Source organism: Kitasatospora sp. NPDC053057 (assembly GCF_044546945.1).
In the GTDB taxonomy this organism is placed as follows: domain Bacteria; phylum Actinomycetota; class Actinomycetes; order Streptomycetales; family Streptomycetaceae; genus Kitasatospora.
The window spans coordinates 1-19,479 of record NZ_JBITZP010000039.1 but is presented as its reverse complement, the minus strand read 5'-3'; the positions used below and the strand labels follow the sequence as shown (position 1 = coordinate 19,479).

The following is a 19,479-nucleotide window of genomic DNA, read 5'->3' as shown; positions in this document are numbered from 1 at the left end:
GCGGGAATCGCGGGGCCGCCGTCCGGTGAACGACCGGGGCCGAGGAGAAGGTGACTACTCGGCGGCCGTGGTCTTGATCTCGATGGCGGCCTTGACCAGGCCCGCGAACAGCGGGTGCGGGCGGGTCGGGCGGGACTTCAGCTCCGGGTGGGCCTGGGTGGCCACCAGGTACGGGTGCACCTCGCGCGGGTACTCGACGTACTCGACCAGGTCGCCCTTGGGCGAGAGGCCGGAGAACTGCAGGCCGGTCTTCTCGAGGTCCGCGCGGTAGGCGTTGTTGACCTCGTAGCGGTGGCGGTGGCGCTCCTCGACGTACTGCTCGCCGCCGTAGACCTCGCGGACGATCGAGCCCTCGGCGAGCTTGGCCGGGTACAGGCCCAGGCGCATGGTGCCGCCCAGGTCGCCCTTGCCGTCGACGATGGCCAGCTGCTCGGCCATGGTGGAGACGACCGGGTGCTTGGCCGCGGCGTCGAACTCGGTGGAGTTGGCCTCGGGCAGGCCGGCCAGGTTGCGGGCGGCCTCGATGACCACGCACTGCAGGCCCAGGCACAGGCCCAGCAGCGGGACCTTGTTCTCGCGGGCGTAGGTGATGGCGCCGACCTTGCCGTTGACGCCGCGGTCGCCGAACCCGCCGGGGATGCAGATCGCGTCGACGTCACCGAGCTGCGCCTGGGCGCCCTCGGGGGTCTCGCAGTCGTCCGAGGTGACCCACTTGATCTCGACCCGGGCGTTGTTGGCGAAGCCGCCGGCGCGCAGCGCCTCGGTCACCGACAGGTACGCGTCCGGCAGGTCGATGTACTTGCCGACCAGGGCGACCTTGACGATGTGCTGCGGCTCGTGGACGCGGCGCAGCAGGTCGTCCCAGGTGGTCCAGTCCACGTCGCGGAACGGCAGGTCCAGGCGGCGCACCACGTAGGCGTCCAGGCCCTCGCCGTGCAGCACCTTGGGGATGTCGTAGATCGACTTGGCGTCGATGGCCGCGACCACGGCCTCCTCGTCCACGTCGCACATCAGCGAGATCTTGCGCTTGATCGCCTGCGGGACCTCGCGGTCGGCGCGCAGCACGATCGCGTCGGGCTGGATGCCGATGTTGCGCAGCGCGGCGACGGAGTGCTGGGTGGGCTTGGTCTTGAGCTCGCCCGAGGGGCCGATGTACGGCAGCAGGGAGACGTGCACGAAGAACACGTTGTCCCGGCCGACCTCGTGGCGGACCTGGCGGACGGCCTCCAGGAACGGCAGCGACTCGATGTCGCCGACGGTGCCGCCGACCTCGGTGATCACCACGTCGACGTCCTCGGTCGCCATCCGGCGGATCCGGGACTTGATCTCGTTGGTGATGTGCGGGATGACCTGGACGGTGTCGCCCAGGTACTCGCCGCGGCGCTCCTTGGCGATGACCGTCGAGTACACCTGGCCGGTGGTGACGTTCGCGGAGCCGTGCAGGTTGGTGTCGAGGAAGCGCTCGTAGTGACCGATGTCGAGGTCGGTCTCGGCGCCGTCGTCGGTGACGAAGACCTCACCGTGCTGGAACGGGTTCATGGTGCCCGGGTCCACGTTGAGGTAAGGGTCCAGCTTCTGCATCGTCACGCGCAGGCCGCGGGCCTTGAGCAGCGCGCCGAGGCTGGAGGCGGTCAGCCCCTTGCCGAGCGAAGAGGCGACACCCCCGGTGACGAAGAGGTGCTTGGTCGTCACGGCGCGGCCGTTCGCTGCCTTGCCGGAATGGGGCTGTGCCAAGAGGGGGCTCCCGTGGGTCGCGTGTCGAAGGTGACGTGGGCGGGAGGCTCGCGGCTCGCCGGGCGACGGAGGCCGGCGAGTGCTCGGCGCTCGTAGGGTCGTCGGTTCGGCTGGTCCGGGGCGTTTTATCCCGCCGGTCCACGGGATACCAGGGTATCAGTGACCTGACCGGGACGCCGTTCGGCCCGCGCGCGGCACTCCGGGAGCGTACGCCGGGCGCACCACCGGCGCATCATGCGCCGCACGAGTCACACCGGTCGCACCACCCGCCGGACCGGGCCAGCCGGGGCGCTCCGGTCGGGCCATGCCAGGCCCTCCGTTACGGCCACCCGGAGCTGATCCTTCCGGACCATCCTGCGCCGCACCCCCGCGATGCACGGCATTTCCGCCGAATTGCGGCGCCACACGAGGCTGCGCCCGCGTGCTTCGCCCCTTTCGTCCGTCGTAAGCTGCACGGACGCATCGCGACAGCACGAGCACGCGGAGGGCGTGGGAGCGTCAGGACACTCCCGGTCCCCGATGCGCGACCGGACCTCCCCGTAATCCAGCTCCTCCCCACCCACCCTCAGGGGCTCGACCGAGCCCCGCGCGGACACTCCAGCAAGGCCCGCCACCACCCCCCGGCGGGCCGGACGTCCCGGGGTGAACCTCCGGCCCCGCAGACCGCTCGCTCCCTGGTTCGCCGATGCCCTGACCACATTGCGAACTGGAGATCCACGTGGCCGGCCGTATCGAGGACTACGCACTCATCGGGGACATGCAGACCGCTGCCCTGGTCAGCAGGGACGGGGCGGTGGACTGGCTCTGCCTTCCCCGCTTCGACTCGCCGGCCGTGTTCGCCGGCCTGCTCGGCACCGATGAACACGGCTTCTGGCGGATCGGCCCGGCCGAGGCCGTCGTGACCGAGCTCCCCGCCCCGGCCGCCACGACCCCCACCGCCGGCCGGGTCCGCATCGCCGCCCCCGGCGACCTGCGCGTGCCTCCGCCCACCGTCGCCGCCCCCGCCGTGCCCGCCGACCGGCGCCGCTACCGGGGCGACTCGCTGATCCTGGAGCAGGAGTGGGACGCCCAGGGCGGCACCGTCCGGGTGATCGACTTCATGCCGCCCCGTCCGCTGGCCGGCCGGGACGCCGTCCCCCAGGTGATCCGGATCGTCGAGGGCGTGGCCGGCGCCGTCCGGATGCGCTCGGCGTTGCGGATGCGCTTCTCGTACGGCCGGATCGTCCCCTGGGTGCACCGGGTCGAGCAGGCCGACGGCGGCCACCGCACCGTCGCCATGGCCGGCCCCGACTCGGTCTGGCTGGACGGCGAGGCCGAGACCTACGGCCGCGACCTCACCACCTACGCCGACTTCACCGTCCGGGCCGGCGAGCGGATCGCCTTCGCCCTCACCTGGCAGGCCTCCCACCTGGAGCCCCCGGCCGTCCCGGACGCCGAGGCGATGCTCGACGCCACCGCCGACTTCTGGCACGACTGGGCCGACCAGTGCACCTACCAGGGCCCCTACCGCGAGGCGGTGATCCGTTCGCTGATCACCCTCAAGGGCCTCACCTACGCCCCCACCGGCGGCATCGTCGCCGCCCCCACCACCTCCCTGCCGGAGGACATCGGCGGCGAGCGCAACTGGGACTACCGCTACACCTGGCTGCGCGACGCCGCGATCACCCTCTCCTCGCTGCTGCGCACCGGCTACCGCGAGGAGGCCAAGGCCTGGCGCGAGTGGCTGCTGCGGGCCGTCGCCGGCGACCCGGAGAACCTGCAGATCATGTACGGCATCGCCGGCGAGCGCGAGCTCAACGAGACCTCGCTGGAGTGGCTGCCCGGCTACGAGGGCTCCCAGCCCGTCCGGATCGGCAACGGCGCCGCCGGGCAGCTCCAACTCGACGTCTACGGCGAGGTCGTGGAGGCCCTGCACCTGGCCCACATGACCGGCCTGGTCCGCAACGACCACGCCCACCACCTCCAGCTGCGCCTGATCGAGTACCTGGAGGACCACTGGCAGAACCCGGACGAGGGCATCTGGGAGGTCCGCGGCCCGCGCCGGCACTTCGTCCACTCCAAGGTGATGGCCTGGGTCGCCGTCGACCGCACCATCAAGCTGCTGGAGCAGACCCCCGAGGACGCCCCCGCCGACGACCACCTGGAGCGCTGGCGCGAACTGCGCGACACCATCCACCGGGACGTCTGCGAGAAGGGCTACGACCCGGAGCGCAACACCTTCACCCAGTACTACGGCGGCCGGGAGCTGGACGCCTCGCTGCTGCTCATCCCCCAGGTCGGCTTCCTGCCGCCGGACGACAAGCGGGTGATCGGCACGATCGAGGCGATCCAGCGCGAACTGTCCACCGAGGACGGCTTCGTGCTGCGCTACCCGACCCACGACGAGTCGGGGACCAACGTGGACGGGCTGTCCGGCCACGAGGGCGCCTTCCTGGCCTGCTCGTTCTGGCTGGCCGACGACCTCGCCATGATCGGCCGGGTGCAGGAGGCCCGCGAGCTGTTCGACCGGCTGCTGTCGCTGCGCAACGACCTCGGACTGCTCGCCGAGGAGTGGGACCCGCGGCTCAAGCGCCAGGTCGGCAACTTCCCGCAGGCCTTCAGCCACGTCCCGCTGATCGACACCGCCCTGCGGCTGACCGCCTGCGGCGCCGCCTACCTGTCGGCCCAGCCGGACGGCCCGGCCGCCGACCGGGTCGAGCAGGCGACGGTCTGAGCGTGACTCAGGCCCGCTGGACCAGCTCGTCGTAGGTGCTGAGCACCTGGGCGACGGTGGCGGCCTCGTCCGGCCAGGTCTCGGCCTGCTGTCGGCCGGCCGCCACCAGCTGCTCGCGGCGGGCCGGGGCGACCAGCAGCTCGCGCACGGCCCGGCCCAGTGCCGCAGGGTCGCCCGGCGGCACCAGCACGGCGGCGTCGCCGACCAGTTCGGGGATGCCGCCGACGGCGGTGGCGACCACCGGCACACCGGCCCGCATCGCCTCCTGGACCACCAGCGAACGGGCCTCCCAGCGGCTGGAGACCACCACCACGTCGGCGGCGGCCAGCAGGTCGGGCACGTCGGTGCGGTAGCCGAGCAGCCGCACCGGCAGCTTCTCCGCGGCCACCCGCTCGCGCAGCGGGCCCGCCTCCGGGCCGTCCCCGGCGAGCAGCAGCAGCGGCTCCGGGTCCAGCGCGGACAGCTCGCCGGTCGCGTCCAGCAGCAGCCCGAAGGCCTTCTGCGGGACGAGCCTGCCGACCGCCAGCACCAGCGGGCGGTCCGGGCCGTCGCCGAGCAGCGCGGCGCGCGCCTCGGCCCGGCCGAGTCGGCCTTCGGGCATCGGCGGGGCGGCCACCGGGCCCAGCCGGGCGTCGGTGGCGCCCAGTTCGCGGGCCCGGGCGACCAGATCGGAGGAGGCGCCGAGGACCAGGTCGGCGGCGCGCGCCACCCGGCGCTCCATCAGCCGTTGCAGGCGCCGCTCCATGCCGGTGGCCAGCAGCGCGTGGTGCGAGGTGACCACCAGCGGGGTCTCCGGGCGCAGGCCCGGGAAGCGGCCGGCGGTGCGCAGCGCGAGGTCGGACAGCAGCCCGGCGCGCAGCCCGTGGGCGTGCACCACGTCGGCTCCGGTGAAGGCCCGCCGCAGCTCGCCGATCGCGGTGGCGTCGCTGCGGGCGCCCGCGGTGGGGGTGATGTCGACCGTGTGGAACCGCGCGCCCGTGCGGGAGAAGCCGAACAGCGCGTCCGTACCGGCCGGTGCGCAGACCGTCACGATCACCCCGTGCGCGACCAGGCCCTGGGCCAGGGAGCGCACGTGCGCACCGATGCCGCCGGTGCTGGCGGCCAGGACGAGTACCACGTGCAGCTGCCCCGGTTCCGGGGCGGCCGCGGTGGCCCGGGCGGCGGAATGGTCCACGTCGTCTCGCATCCGACTCGATCAGGTTCGCGCGCCGCTTCGCGAGGGTTGCCCGCCGGGCGGCGCTCGGGACTGGAAAGCCAGTGTCCAGCCGCCACCATGCCAGGTCGGCGGCCCTCTTGGACAGTCGGCGCCACGGGGGGCGCGCCGTCGTCCCGCGGTGAGGGCCGCCGGTCCCGGGCTACCGGTGGCGGGGGGCCCGGGCGGCGGCCAGCAGCTCCTCGGCGTGAGCGCGGCCCAGCTCCGAGTCCTCCAGGCCGGCCAGCATCCGGGAGAGTTCGCGCACTCGCTCCTCGTCGTTCAACACCTTGACGCCGGAACGGGTCACGGTGCCGTCGTTGGTCTTCTCCACCACCAGGTGCCGGTCCGCGAACGCGGCGACCTGAGGGAGGTGGGTGACCACCACGACCTGGGCGGTTTCGGCCAGTTTGGCCAGCCGGCGGCCGATCTCGACCGCGGCCTTGCCGCCGACGCCCGCGTCCACCTCGTCGAACAGGTAGGTGGGGACGGGGTCGGCGCCCGCGAAGACCACCTCGACGGCGAGCATCACCCGGGACAGCTCACCGCCCGAGGCGCCCTTGGCGATCGGGCGCGGCTGGGCGCCGGGGTGCGGGGCGAGCAGCACCTCGACCTCGTCCACGCCGTGCGGTCCGTACGCGACCGTGCGGCCGTCCACCTCGATCCCGGCCAGATCGTCGACCCGGGTGATCGAGAAGGTCACCCGGGCGTGTGGCATGGCCAGTTCGGCGAGTTCGGCGGAGACGGCCTCGGCGAAGCGCCCGGCCGCGGCCTGCCGGGCGGCCGACACCTCGGCCGCCAGCTCGGCCAACTCGGCCCGCAGCTCGGTCTCCTGGGCGCCGAGCTGGTCGATCCGCTCGTCGTCGCCGTCGAGTTCGGCGAGCCGGGTGGAGCCGGCCTCGGCCCAGTCGATCACCTCGGCGAGGGTGTTCTCCTCGCCGCCGTACTTGCGCAGCAGCTGGGCCAGCACGGCCCGGCGGTCCTCGACCGCGCCCAGCCGCACCGGGTCGGCGTCCAGGTCGTCGGCGTAGCCGGCCAGGTCCCCGGCGACGTCGGCCAGCAGGTAGCCGACCTCGTTCAGCCGGTCGGCCAGAACGGCCAGCCGCTCGTCGTGGTGGCGCACCGCGTCCAGGGCGCGCCGGGACTGGGCGAGCAGGGTGCCCGCGTCCAGCGCCTCCGGGTCGGCCGGGTCGCCGGCCAGGGCGGCGTGGGCGAGGGTCGCCGCGGAGGACAGCGCGTCGGCGTGGCCGAGCCGCTCGGCCTCGGCGGCCAGCTCGACGTCCTCGCCGGCCACCGGCTCGGCGGCCGCGATCTCGTCCAGGCCGAAGCGGAGCAGGTCGGCCTCCTGGGCGCGCTCGCGGGCCCGGGTGGTCAGCTCCTCCAGGGTGGCCGAGACCTCGCGCAGAACGCGGTAGGTCTCCCGGTAGCGGGCCAGCGGCTCGGCCACCGACTCGCCGGCGTAGCGGTCCAGTGCGCCGCGCTGACGGGCCGGGCGCAGTAGCCGCTGCTGGTCGGTCTGGCCGTGCACGGCGATCAGATCCTCGCCGAGCTCGGTGAGCAGCCCGACCGGGACGGCCCGCCCGCCGACGTACGCCCGGGAGCGCCCCTCGGCGGAGACGGTGCGGCTGACCAGCAGGGCGCCGTCGTCCAGTTCGGCCCCGGCCTCGACGGCGCGCGCCGCGACCGGGGAGTCGGCGGGCAGTTCCAGCCGGCCCTCCACCACGGCGCGTCCGGCGCCGTGCCGTACCAGGCCGGGGTCGGCGCGTCCGCCGAGCAGCAGGCCGAGGCTGGTCACGACCATCGTCTTGCCGGCGCCGGTCTCACCGGTCACGGCGGTGAAGCCGGGGGCCAGCTCGACCACCGCGTCGTCGATGACCCCAAGATCCCGTATCCGCATCTCGTCCAACACGGAGACGACCTTACGAGGTTCCGCCCCCGGAGCGCGACGAGCGGCAACGGCGTGCGGCAACTCGCTGCCGCCAAGTTCACCCCTTCCGGGAGGTTTCGGTAGCGGTGGGCACCGTGCACCACGGCAGGAAGACCTGCACCAACGGGCCGATGAGCAGCGCGTACACGACCGTGCCGACCCCGGCGGTGCCGCCGAGCAGCAGTCCGGCGGCCAGTACGGTCAGCTCGATGCCGGTGCGGATCAGCCGCAGCGACCTCCCGGTGCGCCGGTGCAGGCCGGTCATCAGGCCGTCGCGCGGGCCGGGGCCGAGGCGGGCTCCGATGTAGAGGCCCGAGGCGACGCCGTTGAGCACCACCGCGGCGGCCATCAGCGCCACCCGGGCGGTCAGGCCGTGCGGGCCTCCGACCAGCCCCAGGGTGAGGTCCATCGCCGCACCGATCATCAGCACGTTGGCGACGGTGCCCACCCCCGGGCGCTGGCGCAGCGGGATCCACAGCAGCAGGACCAGGGCGCCGCAGATCGTCACCCAGGCGCCCACGGTGAGGCCGAGCACCCGTTGCAGGCCCTGGTGGAAGACGTCCCAGGGGTCGAGGCCGAGGCCGGAGCGGAGCATCAGCGCCATGCTCACCCCGTAGAGGGTGAGGCCGACGGCCAGCTGCGGGAGGCGCCGGCCCAGCGCGTGGGTGTCGCCGAGGACCCGGACGGCGAGGCCCGGTCGGGCCGGTTCGGAGGCGATGGTGGACGTCGGGGTGGTCATGGTGGCCACTGGTGCTCCTGCGGGTGGTGCCGCACCCCGGGGCGGCCCCGGTGGTGGCGGCCCGACGGCCGCCCTGCCATGATGAACAGGCCAATGAGGCCTTCGACAGGGCCAATCCCGAGCAAGTGGACTGATGAGCGTATGGCCGACTGGCACACCACCGTCACCCCGCCCGCACTGGCCCGACTGCTCGCCACCGCCCGGCTCCCCGAACCGGCCACCGCGCGCCGCCCCGCCTACCGCACCCTCGCCGGGCAGATCCGGCTGCTGGTCACCGAGGGCCGGCTGCCGGTCGGCGCCCGGCTGCCCGCCGAACGCGAACTCGCCTCCGCCCTGGAACTCAGCCGCACCACCGTCGCCACCGCGTACGAGACCCTGCGCGGCGACGGCTACCTGCACAGCCGCCGCGGCGCCGGCAGCTGGACCTGCCTGCCCGAGGGCGCCCCGCCGCCCAGCGACGCCCTGCACCCCGTCCCGCCGGACGAGCAGGGCCGGATCCTGGACCTCGGCGTCGCCGCCCTGCCCGCCCCGCAGCCCTGGTTCGGCCGGGCAGCCGCCCGGGCCGTCGAACTGCTGCCGCACTACGCCGCCGGGCACGGCCACTACCCCACCGGCGTCCCGGTGCTGCGCGAGGCCGTCGCCCGCCGCTACACCGAGCGCGGACTGCCCACCACCCCCGACCAGATCCTGGTCACCACCGGAGCGATGGGCGGCCTGCACCTGGTCCAGCGGGTCCTGGTCGGCCGCGGCGACCGGGTCGCCGTCGAGGCCCCCAGCTACGCCCACACCCTCCAGGCACTGCGCCTCACCGGGGCCCGCCTGGTGCCGGTGCCGTACGCCTCCGGTGGGCGAGCGGGCGAATGGCAGTGGGACCTGGAGGAGTGGCAGCGGGTGCTGCGCGGGGCCGCCCCCAAGGTCTCGTACGTCATCCCGGACTTCCACAACCCCACCGGCGCGCTGATCGACGAGGAGCAGCGCCGCCGGCTGCTGGCCGCCGCCCGGGCCGCCGGAAGCATCGTGCTGGTGGACGAGACCACCGCCGAACTCGGCTGGGGCGTCCCGGAGTCCATGCCGCTTCCGCGCCCGATGGCGGCGCTGGACCGCTCCGCCCAGGTGGTCACCGTCGGCTCGGCCGGCAAGCTGCTCTGGGGCGGCCTGCGGATCGGCTGGGTCCGGGCCGCGCCCGCGCTCGTCCGCCGCTTGGCCACCGAGCGGGTCTACAGCGACGTCGGCACCCCGGTGCTCGACCAGCTGATCGCCGCCGAGCTGCTGGGCGAGCCGCTCCGGGCCGTCCGCGCCCACCAGCTGGACCGGCTGCGGGCCACCGCCCACGCCTTCGCCGCCGCACTCTCCGGGCAGCTGCCGGACTGGGGCTTCCCGCTGCCGCCCGGCGGCCTCTCGCTCTGGGGCTCCACCGGCGGCCTGTCCGGCGCGGCGCTGGCCCAGGCCGGGGAGCCCGCCGGGGTCCGGATCGCGGCCGGCAACCGGTTCGGCTCGGACGGCGCCTTCGAGCACCACATCCGGCTCCCGCTCACCGTGCCCGCGGCGGCCGTCCCCGCCGCCGTCGAACGGCTGGCCGAGGTGGCCGCCCGCGCGACGGCGGGCGGCCGGTTCGGCCCGGCCGACGAGGGCCAGGCACTGGCGGTCTGACGCCGCGTCAGGTCACCTTGGGTCAGCAGGGCTTGTTCGACCGCCCGCGCCAACCCGTCACCGGGAGCGCGAACTTGGCCACCAGCCGGTCGGTGAACGGCGCCCGGTGCAGCCGGGCCAGCCGCACCGGCGTCTGCCCCCGGCGCACCTCCACCCGTGCCCCGGCGGGCAGTTCGACCGAGCGCCGCCCGTCGCACCAGAGCACCCCGTGCGGGGTCTTGGGCTGCACCTCGACCGCCAGCACCGAGTCCGGCGAGGTCACCAGCGGCCGGGCGAACAGCGCGTGCGCGGAGATCGGCACCATCAGCAGCGCCTCCACCTCCGGCCACACCACCGGCCCGCCGCCCGAGAAGGCGTACGCGGTCGAGCCGGTCGGCGTCGCGCAGACCACCCCGTCGCAGCCGAAGTTGGAGACCGGGCGGCCGTCCACCTCGGTCACCACCTCCAACATCCGTTCCCGGGACGCCTTCTCGATCGACGCCTCGTTCAACGCCCAGTCCTGGTGCACCACATCGCCGTTTGTCCGGACGATGACGTCGAGCGTCATCCGCTCCTCGACCTCGTAGTCGGCGTCGACCACCCGCTCGACCACCACGGCCAGGTCGTCCCGCTCGGCCTCGGCCAGGAAGCCGACCCGGCCGAGGTTGATGCCCAGCATCGGCAGCCCGTGCGAGCGCGCCAACTCCGCGCCGCGCAACAGCGTCCCGTCGCCGCCGGCGACCAGGATCAGCTCGCAGCCGTCCGCCGCGCCCGGCCCCTCGGCGACCTTCTCGACCCCCTCCGGCAGGTCGAGGTCCACCGCCTCGGCCTCCAGCAGCCTGATCCGGAGCCCCGCCTTCAGCAGCCCGTGCACCAGGCCCTCGACGCTGCGCAGCGCCGCCTCCCGGCCGGTGTGCGCGATCAGGAAGACCGTGCGTTCTTCATCGCTCATGCCGCTGCCCTCTCCCTACGCCTGCCGGGTCGCCCTTGGCCCGGTGCGGCCGCGCCATCCAGCATGACGGGCCGGACGCTCGCAGAGCACCCTACCGGGGCCCTTCCGCCACGGCCCGGTCCGCCTCCGCGGGGTCCAGCTGCGGGGCGTCCCGGCGCATCCAGAGGAAGTACTCGACGTTCCCGGACGGCCCCGGCAGGGGACTCGCGGTGACCGCGCGCACGCCCAGTCCGAGCTGCCACGCCTGCCCGGCCACCTGGCGCACCATCTCGGCCCGCAGCTCCGGGCTGCGCACCACCCCGCCGCTGCCGAGCCGCTCCTTGCCGATCTCGAACTGCGGCTTGACCATCAGCACCAGGTCCGCGTCCTCGGCCGCGCAGCCGGCCAGCGCCGGCAGCACCAGGCCCAGCGAGATGAAGGACAGGTCGCCGACCACCAGGTCGACGGGGGCGCCGCCGATCATCTCCCGGGTCAGTTCGCGGACGTTGGTGCGGTCCATCACCGTCACCCGCTCGTCGCTCTGCAGCGACCAGGCCAGCTGCCCGTAACCGACGTCCACCGCCAGCACGTGGGCGGCCCCGGCCCGCAGCAGCACGTCGGTGAAGCCGCCGGTGGAGGCGCCCGCGTCCAGCGCCCGGCGGCCCTCGACCACCAGGCCCTGCGGCACGAAGGCCGCGAACGCCCCGGCGAGCTTGTGCCCGCCGCGGGAGACGTAGTCGGGGTCGTTCTCGTCCTTGGCCACCACGACCGCCGCCGAGGTCTCCACCTGGGTGGCCGGCTTGGTCGCGGTGGTGCCGCCGACGGTCACCCGGCCGGCCGCGATCAGCTCGGACGCGTGCTCACGCGATCGGGCCAGCTTGCGGCGGACCAGCTCCGCGTCGAGTCGGCGTCGTGCCACTGCCACTGGTGTTTCAGCTCCTACGGGTCCTGCGGATCATTCCTGGTCGAGCGCGGCCAGCGTGTCGGCGAGCCGTTGGTGAACATCTTCGTACACCGCGACGTGTGCCTCGGCCGGGACCCCGTCCAGAGCCTCAAGCCGGGCCAGCCCGGCGTCCACCCCGGGGTGCCCGGTGGGCAGCAGTTCGACGCCGAGCGGCTCGACCGCCTCCACCCGGGTGCCGCCCTCACTCGTCCCGGACATCTGGCTTCTTGGTGCTGGTGGCCTTGCGGACGGTGGTCTTCTTCGTCGCCGTGCGCTTGGCGGCCGCCTTGGGCTCGGCGCCGTTCTGCTTCGGCTGCGCGGCGGCGGACTTCTTGACGGTCGCCTTCTTCGCGACGGCCGTCTTCTTGGCGGGTGCCTTCTTCGCGGGCGCCGCCTTCTTCCCGGGCGCCGCCTTCTTCCCGGCGGCGGGCTCCTCGGCGCCCTCGGTCATCGCCTTCCGCACCGCGGCCTCCGTCGCCGGGGAGAGCGGGGACACCGGCGGATCGAACTCGACCGGCTCGTCCACCTCCACCCGCTCGCTCACGACCGGCTCCGCCGCCACCGGCTCGTCCTCGAACTCCCAGCCCCGCCCGAACAGGTCGTCCGCCCGGGGCGCCGGCGTCGGCTCGTCCTCCGGGTACGGCGCCGCGTACGGATGCGGGGCCGGCTTCGTCGCGGCCGGCTCCTCCTCGACCTCGCGCAGCTTGCTCTCCAGGTACGCCAGCACCACGCCGACCTTGGTCACCTGGTCGCCGACCTTCTCGAAGGCCTTCTCCACCTCGTTGCGCGCCACCCCGACGGCCAGGTCCACCCCGGCCCGCCCGGCGGTGACCGCCTCCTCCGCCAGGCTCTGCAGCGCCTTGGCCGACGGCGGGAACTGCCCGCCCAGCTTGCGCTCGACCTCGGAGACGTCGACGCCGGTCTTCTCCAGGACCGCGGCCGCCGTGTCGGCGACCCGCTTGCCGACCTCCTCCACCACCACGGCGGCGGCCGCCACCGCTCCCCGCACCGTCCTCGGCAGCATCCGGGTGCCTCCTCCGCGCCTGCGCGCGCCTCGCTCCGTCGCCCTCGGCACCCGGGCGTTTCCGGGCACCCCACTGACGACGCTACCGCCAAAACCCTCCTGAGGTACCGTGGCCCGGCAGTCAGCACCGTAGCGACCTGGGGATGGAGCGACCGCCATGGCGAACGCCGAGGAGTGCCGGGAAGCGCTGGAGCAGTTCAGCCGGAACATGGCGAGCTCCACCGGCGACGTCCGCAAGGCCGCCGCCCTCGACCGCTCGCTCAGCTGCCGGATCACCGACCTGGACCTGACCTTCACCGGCCGGCTGCGCGACGGCCGGATCCAGGACGTCATCACCACACCCGGCCCGCCCGGCGAGAAGGCCGCCATCCGGCTGACCATGGCCAGCGACGACCTGCTCGCCCTGGTCGGCGGCGACCTCAACTTCGCCGCCGCCTGGGCGAGCGGCCGGGTCAAGCTGGAGGCCGGCCTGCGCGACCTGCTGCGGCTGCGCACCCTGCTCTGAGGCCCCCGGCCACCGGTCAGAAGCCGAGCTCGGCCAGCGCCTTCCGCCCGTCCACCGGCTCGCCGTCCGCCGCGTCCAGCGCCGTCCAGGCCGCCGCGCACAGCGCCCGCAGGCCGTCCCAGCGGTCCCCGGCGCCGGCCAGCCGCAGCGCGCCGCCCTCCGCCGTCGCCGTCCAGCCGCCGCAAGCGAAGCCGCCGTCCGCCGCCGTCACCGCGGGCTGCGGGACCAGCAGGCCGCGCAGGTCGGCGGCCAGATAGGTCGGCCGGTGTTCGACCGGGGCCGCCAGCAGCTGCGCCGGGGTGGTCACGCCGGTGAACACCAGCAGGCTGTCCACCCCGCCGTTGAACGCGCCCTCGATGTCCGTGTCCAGCCGGTCCCCGACCACCAGCGGGCGCCGGGCGCCGGTCCGCAGCACGGTCTCCCGGTGCATCGGCGGCAGCGGCTTGCCCGCCACCTCCGGCTCCACCCCGGCCGCCGCCCGCACCGCCGCCACCAGCGTCCCGTTGCCGGGAGCGATGCCGCGCGCCGTGGGCACCGTCATGTCGGTGTTGGAGGCGACCCACGGCAACCCGCTGCGCACCGCGTACGCGGCCTCCGCCAGCTGCGGCCAGCCCACCGACGGGTCGAAGCCCTGGACCACCGCGAGCGGCTCCTCGGCCATCGAGCGGACCGCCACCAGCCCGCGCTCGGCCAGCGCCTCCTCCAGCCCCAGGCCGCCCACCACCAGGACCTTCGCCCCGGCGGGCACCTTCTCGGAGACCACCCGGGCGGCCGCCTGGGCCGAATTGATGACGTCCGCCGGCTCGGCCGGCACGCCCAGCTCGGTCAGGTGCTCGGCGACCACCCGCGGCGGGCGGGAGGCGTTGTTGGTCACGTACGCGAGCCGCATCCCGGCCGTACGGGCAGCCGCCAGCGAGTCCACCGCGTGCTCGACCGCGTGCGGGCCGGCGTAGACCACGCCGTCCAGGTCCAGCAGCGCCGTGTCGTACGCCTCGGTCAGCGGGCGGTCGCTGCCGCCGGGGGCGGTCCGTCGTGCGGTGGTGGCCGTCTCGCTCATGCCTGCCCAATCCCATCCACCGCAGCCTCGTGCGCTGCGGTCCGTCTGCTCGTCACTGCCCGCCCGGTCAGGCGTCGTCGTCGATGCCCTCGGGCTCTCCCCCGGCCTCCCCCGGCAGGCTCGGTTCCCGGTAGCCCGGCGCACCGGGCAACAGCGGGCCGAACGCCCCGGCGCGGGCCGCCAGGGTCGCCCTGGTCTGCCGCAGCGCCGACCGGTAGTGGTCGGTCTCCGGACGCATGGCCACGGCCAGCGCCAGGTGCTCGGCGGAGGTCTCGAAGTCGCCCAGCCGGGCCGCCGCGACGCCCCACCCGAACTGAGCGTAGTCGTCCGAGGGATCGGCCAGCGCCACGGCCCGGAAGTTCTCCAGCGCCGCCGCGTACGAACCGGCGTCGAACTGCGCCCGGGCCAGCGCCTCCCGGATGCTGCGCGAGTGCGGTTCGGCCTCCGCCGCCCGGGCCAGCAGTTGCTCGGCCGCCGCCGGATGCCCCTGGGCCAGCAGCTTCGCGCCCCGGCGGAACCAGTCGTAGACGTCCCCCACGGGCTCCCCGGAACGCCCCTGGGCCGGGACGCCCCCTGTCGGCGGCTGCTCGCCCGGCACGCCGCCGTCCACCCGTTCCTGCCCGTCCTGCATGCCGTACCTCGCCCTCGTCCGCACACCCGCCCCACCGCTCGGCGCGGGCATTCCGATCTCTCAACAACGCGTACCCGGTTACGATGCCCAGAATGAGCACACCCAGTGCAGAAGACGGAGTCGAGACTCCCGTGGGCGGCCCCGGTGACCCCGGGCACGTCGCCACCGCAGGCCTGTCCCTGTCCCCCTTCCGTGGCCTGCGCTACGTCCCCGACCGGGTCGGCGCGCTGGCCGCGGTGATGTCCCCGCCGTACGACGTCGTCGACCCGGGGCGCCGGCTGGACCTGGAGACGGCCGACCCGCACAACGTGGTCCGGCTGATCCTGCCCCGGCCCGAGCCCGAGGACGCCGGCGACCGCCCCGACCGCGACACCAAGTACCGGCACGCCGCCCGGCTGCTGACCGGCTGGCAGCGCGAGGGCATCCTCGCCGCCGACCCCGAACCGGCGATCTACGTCTACGAGCAGCGGGTCCCCGGCAGCGGCGACGCGCCCGAACTGCTCCAGCGCGGCCTGATCGGCGCCCTGGCGGTGAGCGGCCCCGAGGTCGGCGTCGTCCTCCCCCACGAGGACGTCATGCCCCGGCCGGTCGCCGACCGGGTCGGGCTGATGCGCACCACCCGGGCCAACCTCGAACCGCTGCTGCTCACCTACCGGGGCAACGGCGGCGCCTCCGGCGTCATCGAGCGGACGGTCGAGGGCGCGCCGCTGCTCTCCACCACGACCAGCGACGGCACCCACCACCGCCTGTGGGCCGTCACCGACCCCGTCCTGCTCGGCGAGATCAGCCGCGACCTGGCCACCTGCCGGGCCCTGATCGCCGACGGCCACCACCGGTGGGCGATGTACCTGCGGCTCCAGCGCGAGCACCGCCACCTGCCGCGCAGCCCGTGGGACCGCGGCATGGTGCTGCTGGTGGACACCGCCCGCTACCCACTGCGGGTCCGGGCCATCCACCGCGTGCTGTACCGGCTGCCGGTGGCCGAGGCGCTGGAGAAGCTCGGCGACCAGTGGAAGGTCAAGGAGGTCCCCGGCCCGCTGCCCGCCGCCCTCCAGGCGCTCGCCGAGCAGAAGCGGCACGGCGGCAACGGCTTCGTCCTCACCGGCGGCGACGGTGTCTTCTGGCTGCTCAGCGAGCCCGAGGAGGCCCTGCTCGACGCGACCGTGCCGCACGACCGGCCCGAGGAGTGGCGACACCTGGACGCCACCGTGCTGCACGCCACCCTGCTCGACCACACGTGGCACGTCCCCGACGGCCCCGACGACATCGGCTACCTGCACACCGCCGCGGCCGCCGAGCGCGAGGCCGCCCGCGCCGGCGGGACCGCCGTCCTGCTCCACCCCGTCCGGGAGAGCGTGGTGCGGCGGCTGGCCGAGCAGGGCGTCACCATGCCGCGCAAGTCGACCTCGTTCGGCCCGAAGCCGGCCACCGGATTGGTGCTGCGCAGCCTTCCGCTGGGGTAGCAGAGGCCCGAACGCCGTGAGACCCCGCCGTTCCTCCGGGAACGGCAGGGCCTCACGGTGTTTCAGGGCGCTCAGGCCTGGGCGTCGCCCTTGGCCTCGGCCTCGTCGGACTTCTCGGCCTTCTCGGCCTCGTCCGCCTTGGCGTCCTCGGCACGCTCGGGCATCACGCCGTCGAACTCCTCGTCGATCTCGAGGTCGTCCTCGTCGTAGTACTCCTCGACGTCCTCCTCGTCCTCGAAGATCACCCGGTCGTCGGAGTTGTCGCCGCCGCGCTTCTTCGCCGGGGCGTCGGCCTGCTCGGCGTCGTCCTCGGCCAGCTCCGGGTCGAGCGCGTCGGTGAACTCCACGCCGTCGATCTCGGCCAGACGCTCCGAGGCGTTGGTCGAACCGTCGGTGTCGGCCTCGGCCGCCTTGGCGAACCAGTCACGGGCCTCGTCGCCACGGCCGGCCGCGATCAGCGCCTCGGCGTAGGCGTACCGCAGACGAGCGGTCCACGAGTGCACGGTGCTGGAGGCCAGCTCCGGGCTCTGCAGGGTGACGACGGCGGCGTCGAACTGCTCCATGTCGCTGCGGGCACCGGCCGCCACCAGGCGCATCTCGACCTGGCCGGCCTTGTCCAGCTGCTTCACCTCCGGCTCACCGGCCATCGCCAGCGCCCGCTCCGGACGGCCCAGACCGCGCTCGCAGTCGGCCATCACGGGCCACAGGTCGGCACGGCCGGTCATCCGACGGGCGGCGCGGAACTCGGTCAGCGCCTCGGAGTACCGCTGCGTCATGTACGAGGCGAACCCGGCCGCCTCGCGGACGGCGGCCACGCGGGACGCCAGTCGCAGCGCGACGCGCGAGTACTGGTAGGCCTCCTCCGGCTCGCCGTCGAGCAGGCGGGCCACCATCACCAGGTTGCGGGCGACATCGTCCGCGAGGGTCTTGGGCAGGCTCTTGAGCTCCTGGCGCACGTCCGCGTCCAGCTCGAAGCCGGTGACGTCCTCCGGGATCGGCAGGCGCTTGACCGGCTCGTAGTTGCCGCGACGGTCGTCATAGTCCCGACGGTCGCGGTCGCCGCCGCGGTCGTCCCGGCGGTCGCGGTACGACGGACGGTCGTCACGGCGGAAGCCGCCGCCACCCTGGCGGTCGTCCCGACGGAAACCACCGCGGTCGCCGCCACGGTCGTCACGACGGAAGCCGCCACGGTCGCCACCGCGGTCGTCGCGGTCGCGGGTGAAGCCGGAGGGGCGGTCGTCGCGGCGGAAGCCGCCACGGTCACCACCGCGGTCATCGCGGTCGCGGGTGAAGCCGGAGGGGCGGTCGTCACGTCGGAAACCACCGCGGTCGCCGCCACGGTCGTCGCGGTCGCGGGTGAAGCCGCCGCCGTGCGGACGGTCGTCACGGTCGTCACGACGGAAGCCACCGGGGCGGTCGTCACGACGGAAGCCGCCACCCTGGGGCCGGTCGTCGCGACGGAAGCCGCCACGGTCGTCGCGGTCGCGGTTGAAGCCACCACCCTGGGGGCGGTCGCCACGGTCACGGTTGAAACCGCCACCCTGCGGACGGTCATCGCGACGGAAGCCGCCACGGTCGCCACCGCGGTCATCGCGGTCACGGAAGCCGCCCTGCGGACGGTCGTCCCGGCGGAAGCCACCGCCCTGGGGGCGGTCGCCACGGTCACGGTTGAAACCGCCACCCTGCGGACGGTCATCGCGACGGAAGCCGCCACGGTCGTCGCGGTCACGGGTGAAGCCGCCGCCGTGCGGACGGTCGTCACGACGCGGACGGTCGTCACGGTCATCGCGGCGGAAGCCACCGGGGCGGTCGTCACGACGGAAGCCGCCACGGTCGCCACCGCGGTCGTCACGGTCGCGGTTGAAGCCGGAGGGGCGGTCATCACGACGGAAGCCACCACCCTGGGGGCGGTCGCCACGGTCACGGTTGAAACCGCCACCCTGCGGACGGTCGTCACGACGGAAACCACCGCGGTCGCCGCCACGGTCGTCACGGTCGCGGTTGAAGCCGCCACCGTGCGGACGGTCGTCACGACGCGGACGGTCATCACGGTCGTCACGACGGAAGCCACCGGGGCGGTCGTCACGACGGAAGCCACCGGGGCGGTCGTCACGACGGAAGCCGCCGCCCTGGGGCCGGTCGTCGCGACGGAAGCCGCCACGGTCGTCGCGGTCGCGGTTGAAGCCACCACCCTGGGGGCGGTCGCCACGGTCACGGTTGAAACCGCCACCCTGCGGACGGTCATCGCGACGGAAACCACCGCGGTCGCCACCGCGGTCATCACGGTCGCGGTACGACGGACGGTCGTCACGACGCGGACGGTCATCACGATCGTCACGACGGGAGCCGCCACGGTCGTTCGACCCGCCCCCACGGGACCGGGGCTCGTAGCCTCGGCCGTCGTCCGATCGACGCTCGGGACGGCCCTCGGGCTGGTTCGACATCCTGGTGACTCCTTCTGCTGCTTCAGCTCCACCGCGCGGACCGAGCAACATCAGTGCCGTCACGCGGTATCGGCGCCGGCCTCCTGGCCGCGCACCATCTCCATTGTCCGGCATGTCGGAAGCGTCCGCGTCTGGGCGGAAGTCCCGGTCTGCCGGTCTCGTGCAAGTTCGCAAAACACAAAAAGGCCGCGGCCCCAGCGAATCGCTGGGGCCGCGGCCTTGAATAATTGTTCGGCGGCGTCCTACTCTCCCACAGGGTCCCCCCTGCAGTACCATCGGCGCTGCGAGGCTTAGCTTCCGGGTTCGGAATGTAACCGGGCGTTTCCCTCACGCTATGACCACCGAAACCCTATCGGGTATTCAGCGAAACACACTTTTCAGTTGAATAAGTGTTTCTTGTTCGCCGGCGATAGCTGTTCGCTACCCGGGAACCACACAGTGAACGCGAGCGTCTGAGGACAAGCCCTCGGCCTATTAGTACCGGTCAACTCCACCCCTCACAGGGCTTCCATATCCGGCCTATCAACCCAGTCGTCTACTGGGAGCC

15 protein-coding genes, 2 rRNA genes and 1 pseudogene are annotated in these 19,479 nt (G+C 74.0%); 4 read left to right on the top strand and 14 right to left on the bottom strand.

The genetic code is table 11. The features are described 5' to 3' along the window. Positions 1-54: 54 nt before the first annotated feature. Complete coding sequence (locus tag ACIG5E_RS30815; protein WP_396538943.1) at positions 55-1,734, bottom strand: CTP synthase; 1,680 nt, start codon at positions 1,732-1,734, stop codon at positions 55-57. A gap of 718 nt (positions 1,735-2,452) precedes the next feature. Between ACIG5E_RS30815 and ACIG5E_RS30810 the strand changes: the two genes are divergently transcribed. Further along, positions 2,453-4,447, top strand: coding sequence for a glycoside hydrolase family 15 protein (locus tag ACIG5E_RS30810; RefSeq protein WP_396538941.1), 1,995 nt, complete (start codon positions 2,453-2,455; stop codon positions 4,445-4,447). A gap of 7 nt (positions 4,448-4,454) precedes the next feature. On the opposite strand, the gene ACIG5E_RS30805 is transcribed toward ACIG5E_RS30810, so the two are convergent. From ACIG5E_RS30805 to ACIG5E_RS30795, 3 genes are all read right to left on the bottom strand, one after another. Further along, on the bottom strand, positions 4,455-5,621 hold the full coding sequence (locus ACIG5E_RS30805; RefSeq protein WP_396538939.1) for a glycosyltransferase family 4 protein: 1,167 nt from the start codon (positions 5,619-5,621) through the stop codon (positions 4,455-4,457). A 181-nt stretch (positions 5,622-5,802) separates the two neighbouring features. Continuing rightward, positions 5,803-7,536 (bottom strand): DNA repair protein RecN, encoded by a 1,734-nt coding sequence (gene recN, locus ACIG5E_RS30800; RefSeq protein WP_396539019.1) that lies wholly within the window; start codon positions 7,534-7,536, stop codon positions 5,803-5,805. An 88-nt stretch (positions 7,537-7,624) separates the two neighbouring features. Continuing rightward, on the bottom strand, positions 7,625-8,305 hold the full coding sequence (locus ACIG5E_RS30795) for a YitT family protein (RefSeq protein ID WP_396539017.1): 681 nt from the start codon (positions 8,303-8,305) through the stop codon (positions 7,625-7,627). Between the two features lie 141 nt (positions 8,306-8,446). Here ACIG5E_RS30795 and ACIG5E_RS30790 point away from each other — a divergent pair, with 141 nt between their 5' ends. Continuing rightward, a complete protein-coding gene (locus ACIG5E_RS30790; protein ID WP_396538937.1) occupies positions 8,447-9,955 on the top strand; it encodes a PLP-dependent aminotransferase family protein in 1,509 nt (502 codons plus the stop codon). Positions 9,956-9,977: 22 nt separating this feature from the next. Here the strand turns inward: ACIG5E_RS30790 and ACIG5E_RS30785 are convergent, their stop codons facing one another. From ACIG5E_RS30785 to ACIG5E_RS30770, 4 genes are all read right to left on the bottom strand, one after another. Next, positions 9,978-10,886: an NAD kinase gene (locus tag ACIG5E_RS30785; RefSeq protein WP_396538935.1), complete on the bottom strand. Its 909-nt coding sequence runs from the start codon at positions 10,884-10,886 to the stop codon at positions 9,978-9,980. A gap of 91 nt (positions 10,887-10,977) precedes the next feature. After that, positions 10,978-11,784 carry a TlyA family RNA methyltransferase gene (locus ACIG5E_RS30780; RefSeq protein ID WP_396539015.1) on the bottom strand — a complete coding sequence of 269 codons (807 nt, stop codon included), beginning with the start codon at positions 11,782-11,784 and terminating at the stop codon, positions 10,978-10,980. A gap of 36 nt (positions 11,785-11,820) precedes the next feature. Then, entirely contained in the window at positions 11,821-12,027 is a 207-nt protein-coding gene (locus ACIG5E_RS30775; RefSeq protein WP_396538933.1) for a hypothetical protein, read from the bottom strand. Then, entirely contained in the window at positions 12,011-12,832 is an 822-nt protein-coding gene (locus ACIG5E_RS30770; RefSeq protein ID WP_396538931.1) for a hypothetical protein, read from the bottom strand. The genes ACIG5E_RS30775 and ACIG5E_RS30770 overlap by 17 nt, the downstream gene beginning before the upstream one ends. A 157-nt stretch (positions 12,833-12,989) precedes the next feature. On the opposite strand from ACIG5E_RS30770, the gene ACIG5E_RS30765 reads away from it, so the two are divergent. Beyond that, the gene (locus ACIG5E_RS30765; protein ID WP_396538929.1) at positions 12,990-13,337 is read left to right on the top strand and encodes an alkyl sulfatase C-terminal domain-containing protein; all 348 of its coding nucleotides are present in this window, start codon (positions 12,990-12,992) and stop codon (positions 13,335-13,337) included. Positions 13,338-13,353: 16 nt separating this feature from the next. Here the strand turns inward: ACIG5E_RS30765 and ACIG5E_RS30760 are convergent, their stop codons facing one another. Together ACIG5E_RS30760 and ACIG5E_RS30755 are read right to left on the bottom strand one after the other, a co-directional pair. Then, on the bottom strand, positions 13,354-14,394 hold the full coding sequence (locus tag ACIG5E_RS30760; RefSeq protein ID WP_396538927.1) for an HAD-IIA family hydrolase: 1,041 nt from the start codon (positions 14,392-14,394) through the stop codon (positions 13,354-13,356). 67 nt (positions 14,395-14,461) lie between these two features. Next, positions 14,462-15,025 carry a tetratricopeptide repeat protein gene (locus ACIG5E_RS30755; RefSeq protein ID WP_396538925.1) on the bottom strand — a complete coding sequence of 188 codons (564 nt, stop codon included), beginning with the start codon at positions 15,023-15,025 and terminating at the stop codon, positions 14,462-14,464. A 92-nt stretch (positions 15,026-15,117) separates the two neighbouring features. On the opposite strand from ACIG5E_RS30755, the gene ACIG5E_RS30750 reads away from it, so the two are divergent. Beyond that, complete coding sequence (locus ACIG5E_RS30750) at positions 15,118-16,488, top strand: DUF1015 family protein (protein ID WP_396538923.1); 1,371 nt, start codon at positions 15,118-15,120, stop codon at positions 16,486-16,488. A 71-nt stretch (positions 16,489-16,559) separates the two neighbouring features. Here the strand turns inward: ACIG5E_RS30750 and ACIG5E_RS30745 are convergent, their stop codons facing one another. The 4 genes and pseudogenes from ACIG5E_RS30745 to ACIG5E_RS30730 form a co-directional block, all read right to left on the bottom strand. Then, positions 16,560-17,444, bottom strand: a complete 885-nt coding sequence (locus ACIG5E_RS30745; RefSeq protein ID WP_396539013.1) for a hypothetical protein — start codon at positions 17,442-17,444, stop codon at positions 16,560-16,562. A gap of 273 nt (positions 17,445-17,717) precedes the next feature. After that, a pseudogene (locus ACIG5E_RS30740) lies at positions 17,718-18,638 on the bottom strand (hypothetical protein); the annotation flags it as partial. Positions 18,639-19,161: 523 nt separating this feature from the next. Then, positions 19,162-19,278, bottom strand: a 5S ribosomal RNA gene (gene rrf, locus ACIG5E_RS30735). A gap of 108 nt (positions 19,279-19,386) precedes the next feature. Beyond that, positions 19,387-19,479 (bottom strand): 23S ribosomal RNA (locus tag ACIG5E_RS30730); the annotation flags it as partial.

Excerpts from the sequence above, each read along its gene's own strand:
- recN (WP_396539019.1), bottom strand. The coding sequence starts at position 7,536 with ATGCGGATACGGGATCTTGGGGTCATCGACGACGCGGTGGTCGAGCTG.
- ACIG5E_RS30795 (WP_396539017.1), bottom strand. The coding sequence starts at position 8,305 with ATGACCACCCCGACGTCCACCATCGCCTCCGAACCGGCCCGACCGGGC.
- ACIG5E_RS30790 (WP_396538937.1), top strand. The coding sequence starts at position 8,447 with ATGGCCGACTGGCACACCACCGTCACCCCGCCCGCACTGGCCCGACTG.
- ACIG5E_RS30785 (WP_396538935.1), bottom strand. The coding sequence starts at position 10,886 with ATGAGCGATGAAGAACGCACGGTCTTCCTGATCGCGCACACCGGCCGG.
- ACIG5E_RS30775 (WP_396538933.1), bottom strand. The coding sequence starts at position 12,027 with ATGTCCGGGACGAGTGAGGGCGGCACCCGGGTGGAGGCGGTCGAGCCG.
- ACIG5E_RS30770 (WP_396538931.1), bottom strand. The coding sequence starts at position 12,832 with ATGCTGCCGAGGACGGTGCGGGGAGCGGTGGCGGCCGCCGCCGTGGTG.
- ACIG5E_RS30765 (WP_396538929.1), top strand. The coding sequence starts at position 12,990 with ATGGCGAACGCCGAGGAGTGCCGGGAAGCGCTGGAGCAGTTCAGCCGG.
- ACIG5E_RS30760 (WP_396538927.1), bottom strand. The coding sequence starts at position 14,394 with ATGAGCGAGACGGCCACCACCGCACGACGGACCGCCCCCGGCGGCAGC.
- ACIG5E_RS30755 (WP_396538925.1), bottom strand. The coding sequence starts at position 15,025 with ATGCAGGACGGGCAGGAACGGGTGGACGGCGGCGTGCCGGGCGAGCAG.
- ACIG5E_RS30750 (WP_396538923.1), top strand. The coding sequence starts at position 15,118 with ATGAGCACACCCAGTGCAGAAGACGGAGTCGAGACTCCCGTGGGCGGC.